Source organism: Desulfotignum balticum DSM 7044, assembly GCF_000421285.1.
Classification (GTDB): Bacteria; Desulfobacterota; Desulfobacteria; order Desulfobacterales; family Desulfobacteraceae; genus Desulfotignum; species Desulfotignum balticum.
The window spans coordinates 225,624-251,731 of record NZ_ATWO01000001.1; the positions used below are offsets into that span (position 1 = coordinate 225,624).

The following is a 26,108-nucleotide window of genomic DNA, read 5'->3' on the forward strand; positions in this document are numbered from 1 at the left end:
CCTGAAAATTTATCGCTTCAAATGGCGGGGAATACAAAAATTATGGCGTCAGACGATCTGTTTCAGGTTCCCATCCGCCGCCGAATGCTTTGTAAACAGCCACCAGTCCGACAGCGGACTGACCCATGGACTGGGCCAGCTGGTCCTGAAAAGATGCGAGCTGGCGCTGCATGTCCAGGACGTTCTGAAAATTGACAAGACCTGTGATATACAGGGACTGGGACAGTTCCACCGACTTTTGGGTGGATGCGACGGCCTGGTTCAGCGCGGTCAGTGTGTCGCCTTCATTGATATAGGCGGCCAAAGCGTCTTCGCACTCCCGGAACGCCGTGAGCACGGTTTGTTCATACCGGGCCAGGGCGGCCTTTGTGGCGGCTTGTTCCATCTGAACCCGGCTTTTGATCAACCCGCCGGTGAAGACCGGCCAGGTGAAAGAGGGGCCGATACTGTATTTTTGCGCGGCAGACGAAAAGAACTCCCCGGAATCCGTGGACACCAGGGAAAACAGGCCGTCCAGGGTCAAAGCCGGGTAAAAATCCGCGTTGGCCACGCCGATTCTGGCGGTCTGGGCCGCCAGCAGACGTTCAGCAGCCCGGATATCCGGGCGGTTGCGCACCAGTTCCGCCGGCAGCATTTCAGGCAGCGCAGACGCCATGGGAATCCATTTCGGGGCCAGCAACTGGTTGAGTTCACCGGGCAGGCGCCCTGTCAGCAGGCTGAGCGCGTTCAAGGCTTCGGTCTGCTGGGTTTTAAGGGCCGGCAGCCGGGCCCTTGTGGAGGCCAGGTTCATTTTCGCCTGGTGCACGTCCAGTTCACCGGTCAACCCGGCATCAAACCGGTCCTGAACCAGTTCCAGGGTTTCTTTCTGAAGGGTCACGTTTTTCTGGGCAAATTCGTACCGCTGCTGGGCCGTGCGCAGCAGGATATATTCGGAGGCGGCCTGGGCCTGGAGCAGCACCATGAGATTGCGGCGGTCTTGGATGGATGCGTCCCACTCCCCCCGGGCCGCTTCCATGCTCCGGCGGATTTTGTGCCACACATCGATTTCCCAGGACATGACAAAACCGGCCTGGTACATCCAGGTGGGATTCCCGGCAATGGACTGGTTGGCGGGATTGCGGACCCGTTCGGATTCCCGCTCCCGGCTGATGCCGCCCTGGGCGTTGATCATGGGCATCAGTCCGGACCGGGCCACGCCATAGGCGGCGGCATAACTGTCCAGCCGGGCCGTTGCCGCGGCCAGGTCCCGGTTCTGTTCTTTCACATCCGCCACCAGCCGGGTCAGGTCCGGATCATCAAATACGCGCCACCATTCATCAAACAGGGCGGTGGGCTCGAACGAAGATAGATTGTCTGCCGTTTCAGTGATCTGCCAGGTTTCGGGCAACTGCGGGGAAGGAGACTGATATTCAGGTCCCACAGCCGTGTTGCAGCCTGCCAGAAGCACGGAGATGACAATCAGGCGGCAAAGAATGGAAAGGATTTTCTGTGGAAAAAAGACGGTGTGCTGTTTCATCCAATACCCCGGTTTGATCAATGATTTGCGCGGTCATAAGTTTTTTTGCTCTCAGCTGCATATAGGACAGGCCGTTTGTCTTTGTCAACTTAAAATACCAATTCATGCCCGGGTAAATCATATCTGAAAAAAACATTTTGCTTTTAATACGTTGTTTGTCGTATTTTACATATCCAATGAAAACCAGATGAGAGGTGGAAAGATGATGCCGGATTCGATCACACCGGATGATATCAGAAAAATGATTGAAACCTATGTTCAGGATTATTCAAAAACACACCAGGTACCGGATTATTGGCGAAAGCCTTTGGCCGCCTTTGCAAAGGCGGATGACCGGTTTGAGGTTCTGCCGGAAATTGCGGCCCCGGATCATGCCTTTCCTGAAGAACTGCTGCCCGGCGGCCGTAGTGTGATCGTGTTTTTTGTGCCGTTCAACAAAGCCCTGGCCAAAGAAAACCATGACGGCGACAGGCCGTGCCGGAACTGGGGCCTGGCTTATCAGACCACCAATACGTTGATCAACCGCTTATGTGAACGTCTCCAGCAGTTTCTGGAGGACCGGGGATATGCCTGTGCCTTGGTGCCTGCCACCCATAATTTTGACCATGAAAAACTGATGGCGCGCTGGTCCCACAAACACCTGGGATATCTTGCCGGGCTGGGACGGTTCGGGGTGAACGCCCAGCTCATTACCCCGGCCGGGTGTACCGGGCGCCTGGGAAGCCTGGTCACGGATGCAGATCTCGGCGACAGCCCGGTGGTGCAAAACAAGGAACTCTGCCTGCATAAAAACGGGCAGGCGTGTCTCATGTGCGTGAATCGCTGTCCCGTGGGGGCCGTGTCCCCGGAAACCGGCATTGACCGGAAAAAATGCTGGGAACGGCTCAAAGAGAACCTGGCCGTCCTGGATACGTTCAAAGACATGGATCCTTCCACCCATGTGTGCGCCAAATGTCAGGTGCTGCTTCCCTGCAGCCTCAAAGCCCCGTCTGTTTCCGGTGCAAAGGTTGGCAGATCCGATGTCCGGGGGATCCCAGCGGGTACCGGACTCTGATCTGTTCTATGTCACTGCCTGAACGGCTGCGGACAGGGGTCATGAAACGCGTTGCATGACCTGCCGGATCTCCTGCATCCGTTTTCCGATATCCCGGGCGCTGATAATCTCTGTGACCAGGCACACGGTTTTCGCGCCTTTGGACACCACGTCAGCCAGGTTGTGCCGTTTGATCCCGCCGATAGCCACAAACGGGATGTCTAAATTTGCTGAAACATATTCCAGGTATTCAAGACCCACGGCTTCGCATACATCTTCTTTGGTTTGGGTGGCAAACAAGGGCCCCACCCCGATGTAATCGGCCCCGTCCGCCATCGCCTGTGCCGCCTGGGCCGGGGAATGGGTGGAGCAGCCCACCAAAAGCTGTGGCGCCAGCTGCTTCACCGCCGTCACGGGCAGATCGGTCTGTCCCATGTGGACCCCGTCCGCGCCGATGATCATGGCAATATCCAGAAAATCGTTGATGATAAACGGCACATGGGCATCTGCCGTGATCTTCCGGATTTTTTCACATTCTTCCAGCATGGTTTTCCGGTCTTTTGTTCCGGGTTTTTCCCGGTACTGAAGAATATCGATGCCGTTGTCCACCAGCAGCTCTGCCATGGTCACATTGGACCGGCCCAAAGAAAAAGCCTCTCCCAGGATGCCGTAAATACCTTTGGGGAAAATGGTTTGTTTCAATTTTAAAACGATCTGGGCCATTCGGGCCGCGATCATGGCAATCTTGGGCGGAAACAGCAGGGCATGGGCGATATCCGTGGAAAAGTCCCCCACAATATGGCAGTTGCCCATGGTCCGGACAGCAATGCAGTCCATGTCCTGTCCGGCTATACCCGAGGCTGATACCACGGGAATTCCCGCATCCGCCAGTGCTTCCATCAACTGTTTTTTGGTACCCGGATCATCCAGCCCTTCCACCACCCCATCGCAGTCCGAGAAGATCCGGGCCATGTTGTCCGGTCCCAGCCTGAGGTTCAGGGTTTCCACGCGAATGGCCGGATGGATGTTTTGCAGATTCTGTTTCAGGCTGTCCACTTTGGGGCAGCCCACCTGATTCATTGAGTAAAACTGGCGGTTCAGGTTGTCCGGGGCCACCCCATCAAAATCCACCACCTTCAGATGCGGCATTCCGGCCTGGGCCAGGTGCCGGGCCACATTGGAGCCGATGCCGCCAACGCCTGCAATACCGATTTTCATTTTAAAAGATCTCCCAGTCTTTAAACACGGGCTGATACCCGCTGTGTCGGATCATGGCTGCCACCTCATTCACGGACCTTGTATCCGTTACTTCAAACTGCACGGTGGTGCCGGTGGTATGTACATGGTATCCCCCCACATCCGTTCTGGAGCCGGCCGAATACCGGGTAACCCCCAAATGGATGAGCTGATCCCTGAAAGCCGCGGATTCCCGGGTGGAAAGGGTGATCCCCAGGCGGGGCATAAGCAGCCGCCAGGCCAGAAGCGTCTGAACAAACTGCCGGTCCGATAAAAGATGTCTCGGTGAAATGGCACCCCCGGCCCGGGTCATCCGGGGCAAAGACAGGGAAATTTCCACATGGGGATACGTCTGTTCCAGGTACCGGGCATGAAGCCCGGCCATAAACGCTTCGGATGCCGGATCTCCCAGCCCGAACAAGGGACCGATGTTCACGGCCCTGAAACCGGCGGCAGCCCCGCGTTCCGGGGTGAGCAGACGAAACGTGTAATCGGATTTAGGGCCTTTGGGGTGGACGGTTTTGTAAATGGATTTGTCATAGACTTCCTGGTACACGGTCAGAGAATCCGCCCCCGCCTGTTTCAACACCCGGTACTCGGTTTCCGTCATGGGGTATATTTCCAGGGCAATGGAGGAAAAATACCGGGTCATGATCCGGCACATGTCTTCCAGATAGGACAAAGGTGTTTTCTTTGGGGCTTCGCCCGTGAGGATCAGGATATGGCGGATGCCGGTGTCGGCAATGGCTCTGGCTTCTCTGTCGATTTGTTCCAGGGTCAGCCGGGTTCGGGGGAAACGGGTGTTGGCATTGAATCCGCAATAGGTGCAGTGATTACAGCAGAAGTCAGAAATATACATGGGCGCATACAGGCTGATGGTTCTGCCGAAATGCTGACAGGTCAGGTTTCTTGCGATCTGTGCCATGGGTTCCAGAAAGTCCTGGGCCGCCGGTGAAAGCAAAGTGAGCAGATCCCGGGTATCCAGCGGGGCCTGGCTGCCGGCCCGGTCTAAAACGTTTCGGACCTCGCTTGCGTGTACGGAATGGAAACAGGCTGAAAAATCAAAGGATTGATACGCGTCAGCCAGTGTGGAAAACGACATGGGTTTACTCCTGTAGAAATCCGGTTAAGGGAGACGATGCCCGGGCCCGGTGGCTGGAACCGGCCATGCCGGCCTGATATGCCATCCGTCCGGCAGTGACGGCCAAAGAAAAGGCCTTGCCCGCCTGGACCGGGTCCCGGGCAGTGGCAATGGCCGTATTGACCAGAACGGCATCCGCCCCCATTTCCATGGCTTCGGCCGCCTGGGAAGGCCGGCCGATCCCGGCATCCACGATTACCGGAAGCCGGCTGGTGTCGATGATTCGCTGGATCATGGGTTTCATTTCCAGGCCCCGGTTGGAACCGATGGGAGATCCTAAGGGCATGACCGCGGCGGCCCCGGCATCATACAGCTGCCGGGAAATGGTGATGTCCGGCATCACATATGGCAGAACGATGAAATCGTCTTTGGCCAGGATTTCAGCGGCTTTCAGGGTTTCGTGATTGTCGGGCAGCAGATACTGCATGTCCGTGATCACCTCGATTTTGATGAAATCCCCGCATCCGGCCTCCCGGGCGATGCGGGCGATGCGCACGGCTTCTTCAGCCGTTCTGGCGCCGGATGTGTTGGGCAGCAGGGTCACATGCTCCGGAATATGGGTCAGGATATTGTCCTGAGGGGATGCCTGAAGATCCACCCGGCGCAGGGCCACGGTAATGATTTCAGATCCGCTGGCCGAAAGCATGGGTCTGATCTGTTCGTTGGATGCAAATTTCCCTGTGCCCGTGAGCAGCCGGCTGGTAAAATTTCGGTGGCCCAGTGTCAGTGTATCCGCCATTTTCATCCCCCTCCCACAAATGATAAAAGTTCAATGGTATCCCCTTCTTTCAGCCGGGTTTCAGCCCAGGACGTCTGCCGGACCAGGGTATGATTGTGCTCGATGACCAGTGATGACGGATCCAGGTTTCGGGCTTTCACAAGGGCGAGAAGATCTAATGCCTGGATGTGCGTCTCATCGCCGTTTAATCGGATTTTCATTCAACCTCCACAGTGTTTAAGTCCATACGTTCACCTGAGGGAGGAAAAATGAAACGGGAATGCGGAGAAGAAAAGAAACCATTACTGGTGTGTTTGCACTGTCCCTACGCCGGTATTACCCGTATCAGGTTCCAAGGGTTGAAGCAGACGCTTCTCTCAGCCGGTGGCGGCACCCCCAGTGAACTGCGGGAAAATATAGCCCAATTTCCGACGGGTGTCAAAGGCATGAAAAAATTTTTATTGACAGGCCATTGTCTCAAGGTCTATGAATAATAGTAATAAATGAGAAAAAAGGCTGATTGGGTTTAATCATTCACCGGAGGCCTCATGAAAAAATCTCTTATTACAGCGCTTTTGGTCGGGATCGGAATCATTGTCGCATTCCCTTTATTCAGCATGACGTATTACACCATGGTGCGTACTTCCACGCCTGAATTCTGTGCCTCATGTCATGAGATCAAACCGGCCGTGGTGGCCTGGCGATCTTCCACTCACACCAATAACGCGTCAGGGGTGGTCGTTGACTGCATGGACTGCCATTTGCCGGCGCCTCAGGATACGTTTGATTTTTTCTTTGCCAAAACCTACCATGGCCTGAAAGATGTTGTCGTGCATTTTTCCGGCAAAGAATATGATCGCAACGCGGTGCGCGAATTGGCTTATGAGGCGTTCAATAACCGCGAATGTGAAAAATGTCATCGAAATTTACTGCATATGCCCACCCGGCGGGGGGCCATGCTGGCACACCGGTCCGTGGTGTATGCGAAACCCGGGTATGAAAAAAAATGTATTGACTGCCATTATGACCTGGTGCATTCGGACAGAGGCCGGGTCATGTTTCGTCAAACCCGGCAGGTTCCCTACCAGGCCAAGGGATTGCGACAATTGTGAACAATTGATGAAACCTTAAATTTTTCAAGGGTTACTTAAAAGAAAGGAGCATAGCTTATGAATCGACTGAAGGTCTATTTTTCACTGGTGTCGCTGACAACGGCCTTGATGTGGACCGGTTTTGTCGCGATTGCACCTGCCCAGCCCAATTATGCCAAAGTCAAGGAATACCGGATTGAGCGCAGCGTGCCGCCCGAAGCCCAGGCCTGCATCGAATGTCACCGGGAGACCACCCCGGGGATATTTGCCGACTGGGCCAAAAGCCGGCACGCCAATGCCAACATCACCTGCCTTGACTGTCACCTGGTGCAACCCGGCGATCAGGATATCGCCCAGGACCATGTCAAATATTATGGCCGCTCTGATCTGCCCTGGGGAGAAGATAAATACAAAATGGATATTGCATCCATTGTCACGCCCAAAGACTGCTCCCGGTGCCACCCGGATGAAGCCATGCAGTACAGCAAGTCAAAGCATGCCAATACCATTGAAATCATGTGGAAAATCGATCCCTGGCTCAATGACGGCATGAACTCGGATAATGAGCGCAAGACGGGCTGTTTCAACTGCCACGGGACAGTGATTGAGATCGATGACAACGGCAAAATCGACCCGGCCACCTGGCCCAATGCCGGGGTGGGACGTCTGAATCTGGACGGCAGTAAAGGATCATGTACGTCGTGTCATACCCGCCACCGGTTTTCACTGGCGGAAGCCCGCCGGCCCGAAGCCTGTGACCAGTGCCATCTGGGGCCGGATCATCCCCAGATCGAAATTTATGAAGAATCCAAACACGGCACCATCTACCATGCGTATCAGGATGAATATAATTTTGATGCGGCCGGCGGTACCTGGACCCCGGGTCTGGACTACCGGGCCCCCACCTGTGCCGGGTGTCATATGAGCGGCAGTGGTGAGGTTTTGACCACCCATGATGTCACGGAAAGACTGTCATGGGAAACCCAGGCCCCGCTGACGGTCCGCCCCCAGGATTTCAAACCGTTTCCGGCCGCCACGGACTGGCAGACAGAACGTGACAAAATGAAAAACGTCTGCAGCGCCTGCCATGGGGATTCCTGGATCAATGATTTTTATGACGGGTTTGACAGGGCCGTGGAAGAATACAATGAAGTGTATTACAAACCGGCCAAGGCAAAACTGGATGTGCTTTACGAAAAAGGATTGCTGGACAAAACGAAATTTTTTGATGAACAGCTGGAACTCGAGTTCTATGAACTCTGGCACCATGAAGGCCGCAGGGCCCGGATGGGCGCCATGATGATGGCCCCGGACTATGCGTGGTGGCACGGGTTTTATGAATGCAAATTTCAGTTCACCAATTTCATGAAAGAAGCCGACCATTTAATTGAAACCAATGAAAAAGCGCACATTGCCAGGGAATTTCCAAACGCCACGGGAGATCCGACCAAACCTGAGAAAATTTTCAAATAAGCGTCAATATCCATAAACCAAAGCCGCCGTTCAATCGATTTTGAACGGCGGCTTTGGCATTTTTCAGTTCAATAAATGTGAGATATTTTTTCTGTATTTTTTTTATGTGGTCATCCGTCTTATCGTTTGTATTCGGTCGGGGTCAATGATATTATCATAAAAAAATTCAGCACATATAAGAGAGGTAGACCCAATGTCCAAATCAGAAGATGCAAAAAAAGCGGTAAAGAAAAAACCACAAAAAACAGCGAAAGAAAAAAAGCAGGAAAAACAGGAAAAAAAGAGGAACCGATAACCTGGCAGCAGTTTGTCTTAGCTTCCCTGAACCATACTGAAAGGCAGAGTGATCATACCTGCCTCACGCGTCTGGGTGGCATGAGATACCGCTTGCATCCAGCAACAGCATTCCGGCTTTCGGCACGATCCGATGATCAGCCCACCATTTCCGGCGCAACGGTTTTGAATTTTTCCTTTGGCGCACCACATACCGGGCATTTTTTGGGTGCTTTTTTATCCGTTACATAGCCGCATACCTGGCAGACCTGATAGGCATTCACATCTTTTTTCATGGACTGGAAAATGGCGCGCTCATACAACTTGGCGTGATATTCTTCCGCATCCCGGGCCTGGGAAAACACGATTGCCGCAGCATTTTCACCGTCATCTTCCGCGTCTTTCAGAAAATCCGGATATTCATTTGTGCTGATGGACTTTTCCCGTTCAAAAGAAGCTTCCAGGTTGGTGTCCGTATCTTTGACAACCATATCTTTCAATAAATTAAGATTGCGCGTGGCATGCACCCGTTCCGCCTCGGCAATGGCACGAAACAAAAGTGCTATCTGCTGGTTTCCCTCTTCCGCTGCCTTGTCAGCATAGGCCAGCAGCCGGAAATAAGCTTTGGCTTCCCCTACAAATGCGGTTTGAACATTTTTTTGCGTTTTTTCTTTCATCTGTTATCCTTTGTTTTTTTATTCTTCCATGATTCCTGGGGAATGAAAAGATCGTCAAACAAAAAAAGGCTCCCGGAAATGCTGAAAGCCTTGATTCTCCGAGTGGTGATCCCACCGGGATTCGAACCCGGGTTACCGGCGTGAGAGGCCGAATTTGGAATCATCCCCTAATTTACCTGAACATATCTAATAGTCTATAAATAAAGCATTTTATGGTTTGTATTTTCCCTTGACTTACTTCATATACCCTGTATATTGGCAAAAAGTGTGGGGTATATTGTGGGGTATACGTCAAGCAAGGGAGGTCAGCCATGCCAGCAAACGAGAGATTCAAAACAAAATATCCTGGGGTAACATTTATCACTGGTAAATCCTCAAATGGTAAATTTGAAAAAATCTATTATATCCGTTATCGAAAAAATAACAAGTTGATTGAAGAAAAAGCGGGGCGTCAGTACCAGGATGATATGACCCCTGCTAAAGCCGCCGGTATAAGAGCATCCAGAATAGAGGGTGACAAAACGAACGCTGAAAAAAGGGCTGAAGAAAAGGCCCTCAAAGAAGCTGAAAAAGGCAGATATACAATTGATAAGTTGTGGGCTGAGTACTCCCTTAACCGGACTCCAGGTAGGTCCTTATACACTGACCAGAATCGTTATGAGAAATATATCAAGCCGGAATTCGGAGCGAAAGAACCCCAAGACTTGATCAAACTGGATGTGGACCGGGTGCGGATCAAACTGTTGAAAAAGAAATCTCCCCAGACTGTTAAACATGTCCTGAACCTGCTGACCTGGATCATAAATTACGGTACCAAAAACGGATTGTGTCCGGGCGTTGCCTTCCACATCCAGAAACCCACTGTCAACAACATCAAGACCGAGGATCTGACCCAGGAACAGCTGAACAATCTTCTGAAAACCATTGATGCTGATCCCAATAAAATCGTGGGAGGCATGATGAAGATGGCGCTTTACACAGGCATGCGCCGGGGCGAAATGTTCAAACTGGAATGGACGGATGTCAACCTGGATTCCGGGTTCATCTTTATCCGGGACCCCAAGGGGGGAATTGACCAGAAAATACCCATCAACGATCTTGCGCGGGGCCTGCTGGAAAGCCTGCCCCGGACCAGCAAATATGTGTTTCCCGGGGAGGATGGCAAGATTCGTAAAACCACCGGTAAGGCTGCCAAAAGGATCAGGAAAGATGCCGAACTGCCCAAAGATTTCAGGCCCCTGCATGGGTTGCGCCATGTGTATGCATCCATGCTGGCATCCAGCGGCAATGTGGACATGTATGTACTGCAACGGCTGCTGACCCACAAAAGCCCGGTGATGACACAGCGATATGCCCACCTGCGGGATGAAGCACTGAAGGCGGGCGCGGGCCAGGTCGATGATATTTTCAAAAAACAGGCAAAAGAAGCAGAAGAAAAACAAAAACAGGCAAAAATTGTGAACCTGAAACCATAGGGGCTGTCATGAGCAAGGATATTGTATCAACTGAATTGATCTCATCGAAAATCTATTTTATCCGGGGTGTCAAGGTGATGCTGGACCGGGACCTTGCCGAACTCTATGAAGTGGAAACCAGAACATTGAACCAGGCTGTCAGGCGGAACATCAAACGGTTTCCCGATGATTTCATGTTCCAGCTGAATAAAGCCGAGTTTGAAAACTTGAAATCACAAATTGTGACATCAAGTTGGGGCGGTATCAGAAAGATGCCCCTGGCTTTCACTGAACAGGGTGTTGCCATGCTGTCCGGTATTCTGAACAGCGACCGGGCGATTCTGGTGAATATTCAGATCATGCGGACATTCACGAAGCTCAGACACATGATCGCCGGTCATGAAGAATTGCAACGGGCAGTGGACGAATTGCGAACACAGACAGATGAGCGGTTTGAAGTGGTGTTCTCTGTTCTGGATAAACTGCTGGCAGACAATGAGAAGCCCAGAAAGAAAATAGGGTTTTAACCCCCTTCCCTGGGATAGAAACGGAATCGCTATCCGAATCGAACCGCTGGTGTTCCTGAACCAACTTTCCCAGGGTCTTAAATCAGGCATTATTACAGGAGATAATGAATAGATGTTGAAGTGCTTTACAAAAATGAAATCCTCTTTGACATTTTAAAACAGTCTATCAAACTGTTTGCAAAAAAATGTCCTTTCATTTACAGAGTTACTTTCTACCCTGGGAGGAAGGATCGCCGTTATGTACTTTTGTTTGAAACGGACAATCAAACGAAAACAGACACACCATTTTTTTCTAACTCAAACCCTTTGGAGTCAATTGTTTCTGACTCGAACCCCTTGGCTTTTTTTGGGGAAGGTTTCTTGAACCATCAAGAGGGAAGGGATATCCTTCAGATAGCTAAATCACCAAAATATCAGCTCGAAAAAAAATTCTTTGACAACTGGTACGTTTTTCATAGGGAGAAGGATTCGGAAGAATTTTTCTTAAGCGACCCTTTGTTTAAACAAGAATATGTAGGTGACTTTCTCCCAATTGAAGAGTATAAAAAACTTTCAAGGGCCGACAAAGAAGGCATTCTTTTCAAAAAAAAAGACAGATTCAAAGATACACTTGGCCCAGGACTGCCCAAATGCCCCCCGATTCTTTTTTTGGATTATTGCAATGATTCCAAAGATTTTATTGATGACAAGAGCTATGCTCTGACTAAGAAAGGTTTCGAAAAGTTTATAATATCTGAAAAATCCCTTGTCCTTTATAACAGCTGCCAACTTGCAATTCCAAATAACGAAAACCTTTCAATACCAGTTCCTGAAGGCACAACATGGGATCAGATCAAAATCCGGTATGTGAACGATGATCATGTGGAGATGGCACACCCAGGAGTTGACACGCATACGCCTTATTCTATGGCCGACTTGGGCTTTTCGAAAAAAAGGGAATTGCGATCAATTTTTGACCTATTCGCCCAAAATTGTGGGGATATTAATCCAAAAGACATGAAACCTTTTAAGGCCAATATTTCAAATCTAAGAAAGCATCTCAAAGGGCTTTTCCCAGGGATCGAAGGAAAACCCATTAAGAAGTACAGTCCAAAAGACGGATACTGCTGCGAGTTTAAAATCACCAAAAGCTGATTTCAAGCAGATAAATAGCACCAAATCAAAAGCCGGTTAAAACGACCGGCTTTTTTTATTTTTTTTCATCCAATAAAATCAAAGCATTGCCGTGTTTTTGATCAAATCAAAAAGTTCTCCGGTCAAATTTGACGGAAAGGGACAAAGGCCAGGTAAAAAAAGGCCACCACCGTTAAAGCAAAGGAATTTAACCATGACTGAGAACAAAACCCCAAATCACAATCATGTGGCCCAGTATGCTGAGAACAAAACATATAGCCACAAAGAGGCGGCCCAGTATTTGGGCATTGGTGACCAGACTTTGTACAATTGGAGGCACAAACGTCGTGGACCTGATTATGTGCGGATGGGCAGTAAAATTGTTTATCGGCAGGGAGATCTTGATCGGTTCATGGAATCCAGAAAGATTGTTTTGGAGGCATAACGATGATGCCCAAAACAGCGACCCGGCAAGCCGAGGGGAACGGCAAACCGGGCCAGGAAAGTGTTTCTATCTATCAGACCGATACCACCGCCGGCGCGAAAAATCAAGCCTTAAACAAGGCCCTGCTATCTGGATTCGGGGGCTATCATACGGCGAACCCGGAGAAAAAGAACCCCAGACCATACACCACCACCACCATTGAACAGATCATGGCGATGGCTGCGGCACCCGACAGCGTGGCTAAAGATCAGGCGCAATGGGCGGTTTTCAGCACCCTTGTTGATGAACGGGCGCGATGCCATGAGTACCAGCGGGAAAACGGAATTTTCTGGGCGCTATGGGGCGATGTGGACAGGGTGGAGGGGTTGGCCTGGGCGGACGTGGTGGAGCGAACTAAAGCGGCATTACCGGGGATCAAGGCCCTTGTTTACACGAGTAGGAGCGCGACGGAGAACAAACCGAAAAGCCGGTTGATTGTCCCATTGAATGAAGGGATACCAGGCTGTGACTATCCCATGATAGCAAAGATCCTAAACGACCGGATGGAAAAGGCAGGACTACCACCAGACAGAGCCACCGAGCGGGCCGGGCAGTTGTGTTACCTGCCCAACCTGGGCGAGTTTTACCAGTACCATATAATAGAAGGTGAGATTTTTAACCCTGCTGTCCACTTCGCTGATCAGATCCAGGCGGAACAGGCCCGGTTAAAAAGAGAAGCCGAGGAACGGGAGCGGCGGCACCTGGAAGCACTGCGAAAAACCCAGGCCCGGATTGACAGCGGGCAGGCAGACCCGATAGCGGCATTTCGAGAGGCATACCCTGTTGAACTGGCCCTGGAGCGTTATGGCTACACCAGGCGCGGTAACAAATGGTTGTCACCCCGGAGTGAGAGCGGGAACCCCGGTGTTTCTATCTTTGAAGGGGGTGGGATATGAAAAAGTTTATTTCACGCCATGAAAGTGATGCTGGCATAGGTCAACCGGCCAAAAATGGCGGAACCTGGGGCGATGCGTTTGATTTGTTCGTCCATTATGAACACGGCGGGGATTTTGACGCAGCTGTCAGGGCTGCGGGTGATATGTTCACCACAACCGACCCCGTGACCGGGGAGCCTGTCACCATAACCAAGTTGAACCAGCGGCAGCACATGCGGGGGCAGGATGCCGGCGCGGACCCTGGGGCAGACTTCGGGGGCACCGGCATCGGGAACCAGAATGGGCCTGACCCCTGGGAACCCATCATTCCATTGGATGCGATGGAAGTTGACCGGATCGACCCGGACACCCTGCCCGGTATCATCGGAGAATATGCGGGGGCCGTGGCGCGTGAGACGGAAACACCCCTGGAGCTGGCAGCGGGTATGCTGTTTGTCGTCATTGCGGCATGTGTCCAGGGCTTTATCAAGATCATGGTCAAGATGGGATATTCCGAACCCCTGGCATATTGGAATTGGGCACTGATGCCACCAGCCACCAGAAAAAGCCAAATTGTGAAACGGAGTACCGCACCCCTGACCGAGTGGGAGCGGCGGCAGCGGGCAGAGATGGAGCCCTTTATTCAGACCCGACGGATTGACCGGGAGAACATCCAAGCCCGGATAAAAGCCCTGCGGACAAAATACGGGAAAGCCAAGCCCGATGAACTGGAAGCCATAGGGGATGAAATCAAGGATCTTGAAAACAACCTGGAACCGGAGCTGGTAGCACCCCAAATATGGGCACAGGACTGCACCCCAGAAAATGCCGGGCAGATCATGGCGCGAAATGATGAGCGGTTAGCCTTCCTGGGGGCAGAAGGGGGCATTGTGGAAAACCTGGGGGGCAGGTATAGCAACGGCACGGCGAACCTTGATCTTTTCTTACAGGGCTATTCCTGCGAGCCCGTGAAAGTGAACCGGACCACCAGAGACGATATACACATGAACACCCCGACCCTGAGTATGGGATTAATGCCACAACCGGACGTAATGCGGGGCATGGCGGCTAAACCGGAATTTAAGGGCCGGGGCTTCATTGGCAGGCCGATGTATTGGCTACCAGAATCAAACTTAGGGAGTCGGACCCTTGACAGCGAACCGATACCGGAACGGGTGAAAATATCCTACTACCAGACCATTGAAAAGCTGCTGGAGATCCAACCGATAGAACACCCGGACGGCACCACCGAACCGCACACCCTGAGCCTATCCCATGAAGCATTCCAGGAATGGAAAGACTTTTACATGACCATTGAACACGACCTGGCGGACGGCGGACGGTTTGAGCATTGCCGGGATTGGGCCGGGAAAACATCCGGACGGGCAGCACGGTTAGCGGGGCTGCTGCATTGTGCCATGAACCCCGTGGAGCCCTGGCGTTATCCTGTGAGCCGGGAGACGATGGAGCAGGCCCTTGATATAACGGTTGTGTCTATCAGCCATGCCCTGGCGGTTTTCAATCTGATGGGGGCGGACCCGGCCATTGAGAGCGCGGGCCGGGTATTGAAATGGATCAAACGGCACCGGCACCAGACTTTCACGAAAAAACAGGCGTTTGATGCCTTGCGCGGGACATTTACCAGGGCGGCCATGCTGGATGAGCCTTTTAAGGTATTGGCGGAGCGGAATTATATCCGGGCCATTGAACCAGAGAAAGGGCCGGGGCGACCACCGGAACCGTTTGAAGTTAACCCTTCTGTGTATGGGGGTGAATAATGGGCTGGCGGGATCGAGTGAAAAAGAGTTTTGCGTATTCTGCGGATATTGCGGAAGGTACTCAGAATTTAAAAAATCCAGAAAAAAAAGAAAAAGAAGGTTTAAAAACGACCTTTAGACATATTACGCAAAATACGCAATATCCGCAAAACCCCAAAAATGGACCTGATGAGGGTGGAAAGTCTAAAGATCCAAAACCGGACCAGGGGAACACATACAGCACGGTTAAAATCGGAAAATCCGAAAATAACCGGACCCCTGCGCAAAATATCCCGGCACCGTCACCGCCGGGCATGGGACCGGAATATAAAAGAATCTGGAATCAGGCATGGACCTTGGCGGAGTGGATTGACAATCCGGCAGCGGCACCAATAGAGGTGCGGCGGGCCAGGTTGCCCGAGCTGGACGACCTGAGGGAGCGTATGGCGGCTATCTGTGCGAGCCGCACAAATAAACCAGTACCACCGGCAGGGCCGGAGCCTGAACCGTCACCACCGGGCACATGGCACACCTGGGAGTCAACCGACACCACCACCGCCATGGCACCGACCCCGAAAAACTGCCCGGCAAAGTGCAAGAGATCCGGGAAGTGTTACGCGGGGGCATATTTCAAAGGCAAAACAGGCCGGGTCAAAGACTGCGAGCCGGAAACCTGCATTCACATATCAAATGAAAGGGGAAGCCATGACAGCTAAACAGCTGAACCTTTTTGAACACCTTGAAACCGATACCATGGCCAAAGACCCGGAACACATGCTGGCACTGCTGGGAGCCGTGGACGGGATCAAAAACACCCGGTTTAAAGTATCCCATGCTCTGGATGGTTGCGCGGATCTGCTGGCGGGGGAACCAGAGCGCAAGGACAAACGGTTTAATCAGTTTGTTCACAAAGTGGGGCGGGCGATCAAGCCGGAGCTTCTGAGAATCGACCGGGCGCAATGGGTGGAAGTCGTGAGGGATGCGGCGGCGGTTCAGGGGTTCATTGATGATGGGTTAGCCTGCCTGGATGAGATTAAAGAGTTTGCGGAGGCGATGGCATGACACCACAAGAAACAATTAAATATTGCCTTCATGGGTATCACCAGGCCACCAGGGAGTCAAACGACTTGAACGGGCACCTGTACGACCGGCGTTACCATTACGGCAGGGCGCGGGCTTTCCTGGAAGTCCTGGAAGCCGTGGCGAGTGCTGCGGGGATCACTGAGGAACAGATTCACAAGAACCAGAGACAGGTTATCAAGGAACGTCACGAATCTGGGGCCGACCGATAAGGCACCGGGGCCAAACAGTGAAAGGAAGGCGTTATGAAGTACAAAGAAAGCTTGATTTTGAGCATACACCCGGATGGAAACCGGGAGTTTTGGGAAAACACACAGGAACCGAAAAGGAAGACAGACAATGAAATTTGAAAACAGGATCAAGAAATTGGAGGCAAAGCCCATTCCCTTGGCATTCTTGAAAGAAACTCTTGATATTTCAGAAGAAGAAGCCGAGCGGGTTTATCATGAGGTGATGGATGGACCAATTGATGGAACAGATGAAGTTTATGTTTCACCCGAATGTGGCTGGGTGCCTTGGAGCGAATTATCTGAGGAACAAGCTGAAAAGGTTTATCGTGATTTTGCCGAGGGAAGAATATCAATGGAGGAAATAAATAATGATCACAAATGATACGTCCAGCACACTTTCTGCAAATCAGTTGAAAGCAATCAAAGCCCTGGTATCCCATAACACCGTGGCTGAAGCTGCTGAGGCCTGTAAAATGGGCCGTCAAACCCTGTACCGCTTCATGCGTGACCCTTTGTTTGATGCGGAATTAAGAAAAGCAAGACGTGTTTTGGTGAACAGGGCCATCTTGAGCCTTCAACAATCTTGCAGGTATGCGGCAACGGCATTAGCACAAATATGCAGGGATGACGAAGCACCGCCGAGCGCACGGGTGGCAGCAGCCCGGGAAATACTGAGTCAAACAATGAAGGCAATTGAGATTGAGGACATCGAGGAACGGTTACAAGCCCTGGAAGATCAGCTAAATTATAATTGAAAGGGATGAACGATGAATTACAAAAGCAGAATCCGGCAGATTGAAAAGAAATCAACGGCCAGCAATGGGGATATTGTCATTGAGGTAAGAGTCGGCGACGAGTGCGGCAATGATTATGCTATTTACAGGGCCAGAAAGAAATTGGGGTTGATCTCACCGAATGAAAAGCCCAAACAAATTTTTGTCGTTGGGCCTGAAGAGGAGGAGCGCTATGATGATATGACTGTGGAGCAGGCAAAAGAAATCCTGAAAAATGCCGGTTGAAGTAACGAAAGCAGATTTGTTTTTTATAAATTGACAGGCTATTTTTGGTTTGTTATGGGGTATAAAGAACTACTTATCTAGTATAAAGCCAAACCTGTTGAGAAGCAGGGACGAAAAACCACGGGTAATATGATAGCCGGGTTGCCTTTGAGGTGATCCGGTTTTTCATTAGGAGGTTTTATGAAGAAGGTTTTTGTTATCGTTCTGTCTTTAATGTTATTTCCTGCAATTGGATTGTCTTTAACAAACAAAGAACAAAGACTCCTCAATAATTTATTTGATAATTTTTACGATTACCATAACTCATACAAAGCTTTTGATAACAATTTCCAGTTATTTGGGAATGGGGTTGTGTCGATGATGAACGAAGATATCTCGCCTGTTGACATGCGTTTAGGATGGCTTTTGTATCAGTCTGGTGAGGGGGTTTCTGGTTTTAGAAACATCCTGAATGAAATCTCAAAAGAGATAGTCAAATGGGATAATACCGAGGCAAATAACATTCAAGAATACGCAAGCATGGCTGTTATGGTAAATATGTCTTTGTTGGCAAAATGTATGCTCCATGTTCAATTGTATATCCAGTCCGCAAAGAAAAAAATCAACGGCCTTCCTGTAATAACTAACAACCAGCTTGTTGTTAAACAAATTCCATCATTCAATAGGTTGGTAGAGGATGAGGTTAATGCGCAGCAAAAATTTATGAATGCATGGAATGCATACATTAAAGACCAAAAAAAATAAATCAAAGGAGGCACCGTGAAGCGCTTTATAATTGTTATTTTATGCTGTTTGATTCTGTCTGGATGCGTGACCAGGGAACAGAAATTTGCCAATAAACTAAAAACGTTACACGGGACTGACGCAACTATGCTTTTTGATAAAATGGGATACCCAACAGACACTATCACGGCTCCGAACGGCAACAACGTTTATATTTACAACAAAAGTGGTAGCAGCATCGGCACAACTCCAGTTTTTAACTACAACACAAATTTGTGGGAATACCATGCTGTTTCCAGGCCAAGATCCTGCACTATTTTTTTCGAGGTTAATCAGTCTGGAAAGATTGTGAATACTCAAGCAAAAGGGAATCTATGTAAATAAATTGGAGGAGCCATGGCTATTTCATGATGGAAAAAGACACCATTTCTTTTCTGGTTGAGCGAGCGCTTGCGAGGGGTATTGATGTGGAAGAAAAGCTGCGGGATTTGATTTACGGCAAGCTGGCTGTTATGGAACAGGAGGTGAATGATGGATAAGATATCAGATTGGAGAACAAAAGCGAGACTGGTTTTAAAATCCCCAGCTGGGCGCGGTGCTTTTAACGGATACTTTTTAATGTCATTAATGGACCGGTCTGATTGTCTTTTTTTGGATGTCATGGAAAACATGTGCGAATTTCTAAAGAAAAACAACAAAGAAGCATACCGAGAATTTTTGTATGGTGTTGAGTATTCATATGAAAGGATGCTTGAATCACAGGCAGAAAAGGCAGCCAGGGCCGCCGTCGGCGATCCGGCTGCATTGATTCAATTTCCATCCTCAAGATGACCCCGGACCCTGAACCCGGTATCAAGCCCCTGGGGATCACCCGGGGGCTTTTTTGTGCTCCAAATATGTGCGTACAGCAAAAATAAGCCTGGTTTACACCCTTGAAAAAATGATTCTATGCGCTGAGCGGACATTTTTTGACGGCAGATCCGGGAGAGGTGGGCCGAAAAAATCGAGAGAGTGGGACCGCCGCAATTTAGGGTGGCTTAGCCTGGCTGAGAGGAACCCCCCAGAAAGGTTAAAAATTCATCACCGGGCTATTGGATTTGTCGAAAATGGCCGTTTTTGTGGGGTATATTGTGGGGTATTGATTTATTGGCCACAAAAAAAGGCTCCCAACAAACGCTGAAAGCCTTTATTATCTAAGTGGTGATCCCACCGGGATTCGAACCCGGGTTACCGGCGTGAGAGGCCGGCGTCCTAACCACTAGACGATGGGACCACTGTTGAAAAGATTATTCCTATACCGGAACGGGGAAAAAGTCAACGAAATTTATGCGGTAAACGACTTTTTCCGGCCCTTTCGATAGCCGAAAATCAGATAGATGAGCCATCCGATCAATGGGATCAGTGCGATAAAATGCCACAGGATTTTGATTTTCGGGGAACCGAAATCTTTTTTTATAATATCCACTAAAGCCAGCATGGTCAGGCCTAAAGAGATGCCGAAAATCAACAGGATAATCAGAATGATGTTGTTCATGGGTATATTTTTCAGCCTTCCTTGAGCCGGTCCGATATTTTCATCAGGGTGTCCACATAATAGTTGCTGTGGTTATAGCGAAACAGGACTTCGTGCTGGCGCTGCCGGGAGATGCCGGGGTCCCATCCATGATGTTTGAGATAATTGGCCACGGAAAATATGGCATCACTGTGATCAAACAGATCGATGCTGTCGTCATTGTTGCCGTCTTTTGCCAGAGTCAGGGCATTGGAGGGCATGAATTGGGGGATCCCCATGGCACCGGCGTAAGAGCCCCGAATGGTTTTAGGGTCAACGCCTTCGCGGTCCGTGTATCGGATCAGGGCTTTGAGTTCTTCATATCCCCACTTGGCGCGCAGGGTCACTTTTTTCAGAAAAGTGTCTTTTTCCGGTTTTTTCTGATCCGGGATGGCATTCCAGATGCGTTCCCGCAGGGTCTCATCAGTCAGAGATGCCATGGTGGCCAGGGTATTGATGACCGTCTGGTTGCCCAGGTAGTTGCCCAAACGGGTTTCCACCAGCAGAATGGCGGTGATCACGGTTTTGTCCACACCATATATTTCCTGGGCTTGGTCCAGGGCTTTTTTGTGATCCGCCATGTATTGAAATGCGTTGGCAATGGAATCTTTGGACAGGAACTGGTCATAATTCAAGCTGGATTCGGAATGGACGAAAAACATGGAAACCCCGGCAGGTGAGAATGAAACCGTGTCTTTTGTCAGAATGTTTTGAATTTTTTCCGGGGCAAATCCATCCTTGATCAGCCGCTGCTTCAGCGCATCAAATTCATTGCCCGCGGCAGGCTGCTGGGCAATGACGCAGGGAGCCAGACAGAACAGAACAAGCATGAAAAAGAAACATCTCGTAACATGTGCGCGGATATCAGGCAGAATTTCCATATAACGGCAATGCCCCTTTGAATAATTTCATTAAAATGTTTCTCTTATATCGTATTTTTCAGGGGATTGCATTAAAAAAAATGCCGGAAATGATCGGGCTTCAAAAGATAAGGACAAAAGGGGTATCATTGCCTGAATGATACCCCTTTTGTCAAAGAAACGTCTAAATATCGAAATACAGATAGAACTCGTGGGGATGGGGCCGGCTGATCACCGGTTTGACCTCGTTGTTCATTTTATAGTCGATCCAGTGTTCAATCACATCTTTGGTGAACACATCGCCTTTGAGCAGATATTCATGATCCTGTTTGAGTGCCTCAAGTGCTTCTTCCAGAGAACCGGGCGCAGATTCCATCTGTGCCAGTTCTTCAGGCGGCAGGTCATAGATGTTTTTATCCATGGGATCGCCCGGATCCAGTTTGTTCTGAATGCCGTCGATCATGGCCATGGCAATGGCGGAAAACGCCAGGTACCCGTTGCAGGAGGGATCCGGGGTCCTGAATTCGATGCGTTTGGCCTTGGGGGAATTGGAATACATGGGCAGACGGATGGCCGCACTCCGGTTCCGGCTGGAGTATGCCAGGTTAATGGGGGCCTCGAATCCGGGCACCAGCCGTTTGTAGGAGTTGGTGGTGGGATTGGTGATGGCGCACAGGGATTTGCAGTGCTTCATGATTCCGCCGATGGCCCACAGGGCTTCGTCGGACAGACCCGCGTATTTGTTGCCCGCAAACACAGGGTTTCCGTCTTTCCAGAAACTCATGTGGGTGTGCATGCCCGTGCCGTTGTCTCCATAAAGGGGTTTGGGCATGAATGTGACCGTGTGATCGTGCTTATGGGCCACGTTTTTCAGCACATATTTGAACCAGGCCAGGCTGTCTCCCATGTTCACCAGGGAATCGAACCGCAGATCGATTTCCGACTGTCCGGCAGACGCCACTTCATGGTGCTGGCACTCCATGGCAATACCTAAATTCTCCAGGGTGAGCATCATCTCGGTTCTCATGTCCTGATACTGGTCGGCCGGGGGCAGAGGGAAATATCCGTGTTTGGGTTTAATTTTGTATCCCAGGTTGGGCATTTCATCCGTGCCGGTGTTCCAGTGTCCTTCCGGGGAATCGATCTCAAAAAACGCGGCATGGGGTTCAGACGCATACCGGATATTGGAAAAGATAAAAAATTCCGGTTCAGGCCCGACAAAAATAGTATCACCCAAGCCGGTGGTTTTCAGGTATTGCTCGGTTTTTTTGGCAATGCCCCGGGGGTCCCGGGAATAGGATTCACTGGTGATGGGATCATGGATGTTGCCGATGACGGCCAGGGTGGGCACTTTGAAAAACGGGTCCATTCTGGCGGTTTCAGGTTCCGGAATCACGATCATGTCGCTGTTGTTGATGGCCTGCCAGGCCCGCATGGACGAGCCGTCAAAACCGAACCCGTCTTCGAACGCAGCTTCAGTGAATTCACTGACAGGTACTGAAAAATGCTGCCAGGTGCCGATGAAATCCATATACCGGATGTCGACGACTTTTGCATTGTTTTCCTTGGCCATGGCGATTACTTCTTTGGGAGTCATGTGTTGTCCTTTCGGTTTTAAATTTATAAGAATAACAGTGTGTTCATCCGGTTACAAAGCATCTGTGTCGGTTTCTCCGGTTCTGACCCGGAGGGCTTTTTCAACGGGGAGCACAAAAATCTTGCCATCCCCGATTTTGCCGGTGTTGGCTGCATTGCGGACTGTTTCAATGGTTTCTTCGGCCCGCTCATCCGACACCACGATTTCCAGTTTGATTTTGGGCACAAAATCCACCACATATTCCGCGCCGCGATAGATCTCTTTGTGTCCTTTCTGCCGGCCGTAGCCGTTGACTTCGGTGACGGTCATGCCGTAAATACCGATTTCACTGAGTGCTTCTTTGACATCGTCAAGCTTGAAAGGCTTGATCACCGCTTCAATTTTTTTCATTTCATACCTCCTTTGCATGTAGCTGGGGGAGCCGATCCAATATGGCTGTTTTAATCTGTTTGAGTTTTTCGGGATCCTGGATTTTCTGATCATCTTCCAGGCTCCGGACATAGAAAATATCCATGATCTGATCCACCTTGCTTCCCACCATGGCCACATTCACATTGACACCGCAGCGGTAAAGGGTGTTGGTGATGGTGAACAGCAAGCCGGCAAAATCATAGGTCAACACTTCAATAATGGTGAAAAAGCTGGATGTGTCATTGTCGATGCGCACCTGGTTGGGTTCGGGGCGCCTGCCCGAAGCAATGGTGATGTGCGACGGGATTTTCTCCACCACTTTATCCAGAAAATGATCATCCGCCAGCGCCTGGGACAGATCCTTTTTTGCTTTTTCCCATTTTTCTTTTTCAAAGATCCGGTCACTGGGCGCCATGACCTTGAAGATATCCAGAATATGGGTGTCTCCTAAAGGATATGCCTGGGAGGCCACAATATTGATGCGGTTGAGAAAAAACACGCCGGCGATTTTGGAGTAAAATCCGGGTTTTTCCCGGCCGCAGATGGATATTGTACGGATATCCGAGTCATCTTCATGGGAAATCTGCCAGATAAACTGCCGGTTGCCCAGGTTCTGATACAGTTTGATGTGATCGGCGATATGAATGGCCGGCATATTGAGCAGATAGCGCTTTGACAAGGCATCCAATTGTTTGGATGTATCTGTTTCCTGCCAGATATCTCCCAGCAGAGCCGTCACTTCTTCTTTTTTGCGTTGAATCAAACGCTGGGCTTTTCTGGATGCCAGTTCACCGGTTTTCAGAATGCGCATGGTTTTCATGAACAGATCTTTTATCAGGTTTTCCGTCCATTCGTTCCAGGCTTTGGGGCCGGTGGCCATGGAGTCTGCCACAGTGAGCAGAAACAGCATGCGCAGCAGCCGGATTTTGCCCACTTTATCCGCAGTATATACAGCGGTTTCCTCATCAAACACATCCCTGCGGGTGGCGGTTTTGGCCAGCAGCAGGTGATGGCGGATCAAAAACTGGGCATCAGCCGTTTCAGCCGGTTTGAATCCCAGCCGTTCCAGAATGGGACGGGCAATCTCAGCCCCGGTGTTGGAATGTTCTTTAGCCGGATCGGATTTGCCGATATCATGGAGCAGGGCCGTGACCCGCAACAGATTTTTGTTTCTGATTTCCTTGTAGACATTGGCATACAGGCTGGTGTTGATGTCCGTGCCCGGTTCCCTGAAGCTGTTGATCACCTGGACACAGCGGATGGAGTGTTTGTCCACGGGGAACAGATGATAGTGATTGTATTGAATTTTATTGCGGATGGCATGATATTCCGGGATGATCTGTTCCAGTATGCCGGTGGACAGCATCACGTTCAGCACGTTGAACTCCCAGAAGGACAGGGCCAGGATCTGTTTGAAGATTTTGATGTTGTCCGGGTCTGACCGGATGTCATCATCCACCAGATGAAGGAATTCCGACACCACGCGTCTGGCTTCAATGGACAGGGGAATCCTGCGCCGGCCGCTTTCCAGAAAAATTTTGAGCAGCAGTTCCGGACGTTGGAGAATGACCACGGTATTGGCAAAATACAGCCGGCGCCTGCGGATGATCAGTCCGCTGGTTTGGGTCAATCGGGGTGTGGCGGATTCCTTTCTGATGCGGCTGCTGGTCAGGATGTCTTCAAACGTGATCTGATTGATCTGCTTGAGGAATTCCATTTTTGCATGCAGATCTCCCAGAAAGATCTCCACATCCGGCTGCCCGCCCTGATTGGTGTAGTTGAGCCGTTCCGCCATTTCCGTCTGATACTCAAAATGAAGGGTGTCGCATTTGCGGCCCGTGATATGGTGAAGCCAGTTTCTGATCCGCCAGATGTAATTCAATGCTTTATCCAGGGCCCGGTATTCAAAATGAGACAGAAACCCGTAATATTCCAGATCCCGGCGTTCCTTGATATTGGATTTAATTTTGGCGTACCACAGCAGGGTGTGGTAATCCCGCAATCCGCCGAATCCGGATTTCAGATCCGGGGTGACCAGAAAGGTGGAATCCCCAAAATTTTCCAGCCGTTTGATGCCGTGTTTGAACAGATAATCCAGGGTCTGTTTGTAATACCGGGTGGAAAGCCCGTGCCTGAATTTTTCCATGAACCGGGAGTAGATCAGAGAATTGCCGCAGATAAACCGGGCGTCCAGGACCGTGGTTAAGATATCAAACCGCTCAAATGCCATGTCAATGCACTCATCCATATGGCGCACCGCATAACCGACCTCAAACCGGGCATCCCACAGCGGATAGACGATTTCCTGAACAAATGCCTCAACCTCCGGGGGCACGGTGTCATCAAAAAGAATGAGCAGGTCGATGTCGGAGTGAATGCATTGTTCTTTTCTGCCGTATCCGCCTAAAGCGATGACCGCAAACGACTGGCCGGAAATGACCATCTTCCGGGCCGTAATGCTTTTTTCATACACAGTGAAAACATATTCATCCAGAACCCGGGTCAGATTGCCCAGAAGATCCGGTTCGAGATCCGCCAGAAACCGCTGGACCAGATGTCGTTTTTTTTCCAGCATTTTACGGACCGGGGTATTTGATATGTGTGTCACGGTTTTCATGGTCTTTGAAATCTAAGCAACGGTCGTGCCATCCTTTATCCGGTAACCGGTTCTCCCGCATGTTTCGGGAATTTCCCAAATAATTTCAACAAAAAAAATACACAGCAGGTATTAAATAACAAAAATGTCTGTTAAAGGTCAAATGAAATTACATTTTTGTTGAACAGGTCTTGGAAAAGGGTGCGGTCTCATGCTTGTTTTAAGAAGATGTGCCGGAAAATGAGGATAGATGCGCAGCCGGGTAACAGAACGGCCCGGCTGTCAGATTGAAGAGAGATTTTCAGGAAAACAGGTTATTCTTTGTCAATTTTCTCCGGTTCTTTGTCTGTATCTTCCAGAGGTTCTTTTGTGGCTTTTTTGAAATTTTTTATCCCTTTGCCCAGTCCGGCACCGATTTCAGGCAGTTTGCCCGCACCAAAAATGATGAGGATGATGACAAGGATAATTATCAGTTCCGGCATTCCGATTCCACCAATCATGGGACTCTCCTATTTATTTCATGACCGTCAATATTAATTGAAATCTCTTAACACTAAGCCGCATCAGTGTCAATGGTTTAGAATCTGCGGGCTTAAAATTAAAGTTACGTTTTTGTTTTTAAGTGATTTGCAGACCCGGATTTTTTATAAATTCCTTGTGAAAAAAAAGGAT

General features: G+C 50.1%; 31 protein-coding genes, 1 tRNA gene and 2 riboswitches. Of the genes, 19 read left to right on the forward strand and 13 right to left on the reverse strand.

The window, feature by feature from the left end; all coding sequences use genetic code 11:
• Positions 1–40: 40 nt before the first annotated feature.
• Positions 41–1,516: an efflux transporter outer membrane subunit gene (locus tag K365_RS0101300; protein ID WP_024333203.1), complete on the reverse strand. Its 1,476-nt coding sequence runs from the start codon at positions 1,514–1,516 to the stop codon at positions 41–43.
• Between the two features lie 202 nt (positions 1,517–1,718).
• Here K365_RS0101300 and K365_RS0101305 point away from each other — a divergent pair, with 202 nt between their 5' ends.
• A complete protein-coding gene (locus K365_RS0101305) occupies positions 1,719–2,570 on the forward strand; it encodes an epoxyqueuosine reductase (RefSeq protein ID WP_024333204.1) in 852 nt (283 codons plus the stop codon).
• 39 nt (positions 2,571–2,609) lie between these two features.
• Here K365_RS0101305 and thiE read toward each other — a convergent pair whose 3' ends face one another.
• From thiE to thiS, 4 genes are read right to left on the reverse strand one after another with little or no spacing between them, the layout of a single operon-like run.
• A complete protein-coding gene (gene thiE, locus K365_RS27050) occupies positions 2,610–3,767 on the reverse strand; it encodes a thiamine phosphate synthase (protein ID WP_084489705.1) in 1,158 nt (385 codons plus the stop codon).
• Position 3,768: 1 nt separating this feature from the next.
• Positions 3,769–4,887 carry a 2-iminoacetate synthase ThiH gene (gene thiH, locus K365_RS0101315; RefSeq protein WP_024333206.1) on the reverse strand — a complete coding sequence of 373 codons (1,119 nt, stop codon included), beginning with the start codon at positions 4,885–4,887 and terminating at the stop codon, positions 3,769–3,771.
• Between the two features lie 4 nt (positions 4,888–4,891).
• Positions 4,892–5,665 carry a thiazole synthase gene (locus tag K365_RS0101320; protein ID WP_024333207.1) on the reverse strand — a complete coding sequence of 258 codons (774 nt, stop codon included), beginning with the start codon at positions 5,663–5,665 and terminating at the stop codon, positions 4,892–4,894.
• Positions 5,666–5,667: 2 nt separating this feature from the next.
• The gene (thiS, locus tag K365_RS0101325; RefSeq protein ID WP_024333208.1) at positions 5,668–5,865 is read right to left on the reverse strand and encodes a sulfur carrier protein ThiS; all 198 of its coding nucleotides are present in this window, start codon (positions 5,863–5,865) and stop codon (positions 5,668–5,670) included.
• Between the two features lie 83 nt (positions 5,866–5,948).
• A riboswitch (TPP riboswitch) is annotated at positions 5,949–6,052 on the reverse strand.
• A gap of 140 nt (positions 6,053–6,192) precedes the next feature.
• On the opposite strand from thiS, the gene K365_RS0101335 reads away from it, so the two are divergent.
• A complete protein-coding gene (locus K365_RS0101335; protein WP_006967941.1) occupies positions 6,193–6,756 on the forward strand; it encodes a cytochrome c3 family protein in 564 nt (187 codons plus the stop codon).
• 57 nt (positions 6,757–6,813) lie between these two features.
• Positions 6,814–8,208 carry a multiheme c-type cytochrome gene (locus tag K365_RS0101340; protein ID WP_024333210.1) on the forward strand — a complete coding sequence of 465 codons (1,395 nt, stop codon included), beginning with the start codon at positions 6,814–6,816 and terminating at the stop codon, positions 8,206–8,208.
• A gap of 431 nt (positions 8,209–8,639) precedes the next feature.
• On the opposite strand, the gene K365_RS0101350 is transcribed toward K365_RS0101340, so the two are convergent.
• Positions 8,640–9,158, reverse strand: coding sequence for a rubrerythrin family protein (locus tag K365_RS0101350; RefSeq protein ID WP_024333211.1), 519 nt, complete (start codon positions 9,156–9,158; stop codon positions 8,640–8,642).
• A 704-nt stretch (positions 9,159–9,862) separates the two neighbouring features.
• Here K365_RS0101350 and K365_RS0101360 point away from each other — a divergent pair.
• From K365_RS0101360 to K365_RS0101440, 16 genes are all read left to right on the forward strand, one after another.
• The gene (locus K365_RS0101360) at positions 9,863–10,633 is read left to right on the forward strand and encodes a tyrosine-type recombinase/integrase (protein WP_245569119.1); all 771 of its coding nucleotides are present in this window, start codon (positions 9,863–9,865) and stop codon (positions 10,631–10,633) included.
• 8 nt (positions 10,634–10,641) lie between these two features.
• A complete protein-coding gene (locus K365_RS0101365; RefSeq protein WP_024333213.1) occupies positions 10,642–11,139 on the forward strand; it encodes an ORF6N domain-containing protein in 498 nt (165 codons plus the stop codon).
• A 360-nt stretch (positions 11,140–11,499) separates the two neighbouring features.
• Positions 11,500–12,273, forward strand: a complete 774-nt coding sequence (locus K365_RS0101370; RefSeq protein ID WP_156887659.1) for a hypothetical protein — start codon at positions 11,500–11,502, stop codon at positions 12,271–12,273.
• A 193-nt stretch (positions 12,274–12,466) separates the two neighbouring features.
• Positions 12,467–12,697 carry a helix-turn-helix domain-containing protein gene (locus K365_RS0101375; protein ID WP_024333215.1) on the forward strand — a complete coding sequence of 77 codons (231 nt, stop codon included), beginning with the start codon at positions 12,467–12,469 and terminating at the stop codon, positions 12,695–12,697.
• 2 nt (positions 12,698–12,699) lie between these two features.
• The gene (locus K365_RS0101380; protein ID WP_024333216.1) at positions 12,700–13,632 is read left to right on the forward strand and encodes a hypothetical protein; all 933 of its coding nucleotides are present in this window, start codon (positions 12,700–12,702) and stop codon (positions 13,630–13,632) included.
• The gene (locus K365_RS0101385; protein ID WP_024333217.1) at positions 13,629–15,389 is read left to right on the forward strand and encodes a YfjI family protein; all 1,761 of its coding nucleotides are present in this window, start codon (positions 13,629–13,631) and stop codon (positions 15,387–15,389) included. The genes K365_RS0101380 and K365_RS0101385 overlap by 4 nt, the downstream gene beginning before the upstream one ends.
• A 335-nt stretch (positions 15,390–15,724) precedes the next feature.
• Complete coding sequence (locus K365_RS27790) at positions 15,725–16,084, forward strand: hypothetical protein (protein ID WP_156887660.1); 360 nt, start codon at positions 15,725–15,727, stop codon at positions 16,082–16,084.
• A complete protein-coding gene (locus K365_RS0101395) occupies positions 16,074–16,430 on the forward strand; it encodes a hypothetical protein (protein WP_024333219.1) in 357 nt (118 codons plus the stop codon). Before K365_RS27790 ends, K365_RS0101395 begins: the two co-directional genes overlap by 11 nt.
• A complete protein-coding gene (locus tag K365_RS0101400) occupies positions 16,427–16,660 on the forward strand; it encodes a hypothetical protein (RefSeq protein ID WP_024333220.1) in 234 nt (77 codons plus the stop codon). Before K365_RS0101395 ends, K365_RS0101400 begins: the two co-directional genes overlap by 4 nt.
• Before the next feature lie 127 nt (positions 16,661–16,787).
• Complete coding sequence (locus K365_RS0101410; protein ID WP_024333221.1) at positions 16,788–17,060, forward strand: hypothetical protein; 273 nt, start codon at positions 16,788–16,790, stop codon at positions 17,058–17,060.
• A complete protein-coding gene (locus K365_RS0101415; RefSeq protein WP_024333222.1) occupies positions 17,047–17,433 on the forward strand; it encodes a hypothetical protein in 387 nt (128 codons plus the stop codon). Before K365_RS0101410 ends, K365_RS0101415 begins: the two co-directional genes overlap by 14 nt.
• A gap of 12 nt (positions 17,434–17,445) precedes the next feature.
• The gene (locus tag K365_RS0101420; RefSeq protein ID WP_024333223.1) at positions 17,446–17,697 is read left to right on the forward strand and encodes a hypothetical protein; all 252 of its coding nucleotides are present in this window, start codon (positions 17,446–17,448) and stop codon (positions 17,695–17,697) included.
• Positions 17,698–17,774: 77 nt separating this feature from the next.
• Positions 17,775–17,846, forward strand: a riboswitch (cyclic di-GMP riboswitch).
• Positions 17,847–17,877: 31 nt separating this feature from the next.
• Positions 17,878–18,441, forward strand: coding sequence for a hypothetical protein (locus K365_RS0101425; protein ID WP_024333224.1), 564 nt, complete (start codon positions 17,878–17,880; stop codon positions 18,439–18,441).
• 15 nt (positions 18,442–18,456) lie between these two features.
• Positions 18,457–18,804, forward strand: a complete 348-nt coding sequence (locus K365_RS0101430; RefSeq protein WP_024333225.1) for a hypothetical protein — start codon at positions 18,457–18,459, stop codon at positions 18,802–18,804.
• A 23-nt stretch (positions 18,805–18,827) separates the two neighbouring features.
• Complete coding sequence (locus K365_RS29020; protein WP_281167749.1) at positions 18,828–18,959, forward strand: hypothetical protein; 132 nt, start codon at positions 18,828–18,830, stop codon at positions 18,957–18,959.
• Positions 18,949–19,251 (forward strand): hypothetical protein, encoded by a 303-nt coding sequence (locus K365_RS0101440; RefSeq protein WP_156887661.1) that lies wholly within the window; start codon positions 18,949–18,951, stop codon positions 19,249–19,251. The genes K365_RS29020 and K365_RS0101440 overlap by 11 nt, the downstream gene beginning before the upstream one ends.
• Positions 19,252–19,618: 367 nt before the next feature.
• Here the strand turns inward: K365_RS0101440 and K365_RS0101445 are convergent.
• The 7 genes from K365_RS0101445 to tatA all read right to left on the reverse strand — a co-directional run bounded on the left by K365_RS0101445 (position 19,619) and on the right by tatA (position 25,936).
• A tRNA-Glu gene (locus K365_RS0101445) sits at positions 19,619–19,693 on the reverse strand.
• A 51-nt stretch (positions 19,694–19,744) separates the two neighbouring features.
• Positions 19,745–19,954, reverse strand: coding sequence for a PLDc N-terminal domain-containing protein (locus K365_RS0101450; protein ID WP_006967924.1), 210 nt, complete (start codon positions 19,952–19,954; stop codon positions 19,745–19,747).
• A gap of 11 nt (positions 19,955–19,965) precedes the next feature.
• Positions 19,966–20,802 carry a lytic murein transglycosylase gene (locus tag K365_RS0101455; protein ID WP_236609997.1) on the reverse strand — a complete coding sequence of 279 codons (837 nt, stop codon included), beginning with the start codon at positions 20,800–20,802 and terminating at the stop codon, positions 19,966–19,968.
• Positions 20,803–21,016: 214 nt separating this feature from the next.
• Positions 21,017–22,429 (reverse strand): type I glutamate--ammonia ligase, encoded by a 1,413-nt coding sequence (gene glnA / locus K365_RS0101460; RefSeq protein WP_006967922.1) that lies wholly within the window; start codon positions 22,427–22,429, stop codon positions 21,017–21,019.
• 51 nt (positions 22,430–22,480) lie between these two features.
• Positions 22,481–22,819, reverse strand: a complete 339-nt coding sequence (locus K365_RS0101465; protein WP_006967921.1) for a P-II family nitrogen regulator — start codon at positions 22,817–22,819, stop codon at positions 22,481–22,483.
• A 1-nt stretch (position 22,820) separates the two neighbouring features.
• Entirely contained in the window at positions 22,821–25,448 is a 2,628-nt protein-coding gene (gene glnD / locus K365_RS0101470) for a [protein-PII] uridylyltransferase (protein WP_236609996.1), read from the reverse strand.
• A gap of 302 nt (positions 25,449–25,750) precedes the next feature.
• Complete coding sequence (gene tatA / locus K365_RS0101475) at positions 25,751–25,936, reverse strand: twin-arginine translocase TatA/TatE family subunit (RefSeq protein ID WP_006967919.1); 186 nt, start codon at positions 25,934–25,936, stop codon at positions 25,751–25,753.
• Positions 25,937–26,108: the final 172 nt, after the last annotated feature.

Bases quoted from the DNA above. Each gene is read 5' to 3' on its own strand.
- thiS (WP_024333208.1), bottom strand. From the start codon at position 5,865: ATGAAAATCCGATTAAACGGCGATGAGACGCACATCCAGGCATTAGAT.
- K365_RS0101380 (WP_024333216.1), top strand. From the start codon at position 12,700: ATGATGCCCAAAACAGCGACCCGGCAAGCCGAGGGGAACGGCAAACCG.
- K365_RS0101400 (WP_024333220.1), top strand. From the start codon at position 16,427: ATGACACCACAAGAAACAATTAAATATTGCCTTCATGGGTATCACCAG.
- glnA (WP_006967922.1), bottom strand. From the start codon at position 22,429: ATGACTCCCAAAGAAGTAATCGCCATGGCCAAGGAAAACAATGCAAAA.
- K365_RS29020 (WP_281167749.1), top strand. From the start codon at position 18,828: ATGATGGAAAAAGACACCATTTCTTTTCTGGTTGAGCGAGCGCTTGCG.
- K365_RS0101455 (WP_236609997.1), bottom strand. From the start codon at position 20,802: ATGCTTGTTCTGTTCTGTCTGGCTCCCTGCGTCATTGCCCAGCAGCCT.
- K365_RS0101320 (WP_024333207.1), bottom strand. From the start codon at position 5,665: ATGGCGGATACACTGACACTGGGCCACCGAAATTTTACCAGCCGGCTG.
- K365_RS0101300 (WP_024333203.1), bottom strand. From the start codon at position 1,516: ATGAAACAGCACACCGTCTTTTTTCCACAGAAAATCCTTTCCATTCTT.
- K365_RS0101365 (WP_024333213.1), top strand. From the start codon at position 10,642: ATGAGCAAGGATATTGTATCAACTGAATTGATCTCATCGAAAATCTAT.
- K365_RS0101350 (WP_024333211.1), bottom strand. From the start codon at position 9,158: ATGAAAGAAAAAACGCAAAAAAATGTTCAAACCGCATTTGTAGGGGAA.
- K365_RS0101465 (WP_006967921.1), bottom strand. From the start codon at position 22,819: ATGAAAAAAATTGAAGCGGTGATCAAGCCTTTCAAGCTTGACGATGTC.
- K365_RS0101415 (WP_024333222.1), top strand. From the start codon at position 17,047: ATGATCACAAATGATACGTCCAGCACACTTTCTGCAAATCAGTTGAAA.
- K365_RS0101425 (WP_024333224.1), top strand. From the start codon at position 17,878: ATGAAGAAGGTTTTTGTTATCGTTCTGTCTTTAATGTTATTTCCTGCA.
- K365_RS0101420 (WP_024333223.1), top strand. From the start codon at position 17,446: ATGAATTACAAAAGCAGAATCCGGCAGATTGAAAAGAAATCAACGGCC.
- K365_RS0101340 (WP_024333210.1), top strand. From the start codon at position 6,814: ATGAATCGACTGAAGGTCTATTTTTCACTGGTGTCGCTGACAACGGCC.
- K365_RS0101375 (WP_024333215.1), top strand. From the start codon at position 12,467: ATGACTGAGAACAAAACCCCAAATCACAATCATGTGGCCCAGTATGCT.
- thiE (WP_084489705.1), bottom strand. From the start codon at position 3,767: ATGAAAATCGGTATTGCAGGCGTTGGCGGCATCGGCTCCAATGTGGCC.
- K365_RS0101450 (WP_006967924.1), bottom strand. From the start codon at position 19,954: ATGAACAACATCATTCTGATTATCCTGTTGATTTTCGGCATCTCTTTA.
- K365_RS0101440 (WP_156887661.1), top strand. From the start codon at position 18,949: ATGATGGATAAGATATCAGATTGGAGAACAAAAGCGAGACTGGTTTTA.
- K365_RS0101335 (WP_006967941.1), top strand. From the start codon at position 6,193: ATGAAAAAATCTCTTATTACAGCGCTTTTGGTCGGGATCGGAATCATT.
- K365_RS0101385 (WP_024333217.1), top strand. From the start codon at position 13,629: ATGAAAAAGTTTATTTCACGCCATGAAAGTGATGCTGGCATAGGTCAA.
- tatA (WP_006967919.1), bottom strand. From the start codon at position 25,936: ATGATTGGTGGAATCGGAATGCCGGAACTGATAATTATCCTTGTCATC.
- K365_RS0101305 (WP_024333204.1), top strand. From the start codon at position 1,719: ATGATGCCGGATTCGATCACACCGGATGATATCAGAAAAATGATTGAA.
- thiH (WP_024333206.1), bottom strand. From the start codon at position 4,887: ATGTCGTTTTCCACACTGGCTGACGCGTATCAATCCTTTGATTTTTCA.
- K365_RS0101395 (WP_024333219.1), top strand. From the start codon at position 16,074: ATGACAGCTAAACAGCTGAACCTTTTTGAACACCTTGAAACCGATACC.
- K365_RS0101410 (WP_024333221.1), top strand. From the start codon at position 16,788: ATGAAATTTGAAAACAGGATCAAGAAATTGGAGGCAAAGCCCATTCCC.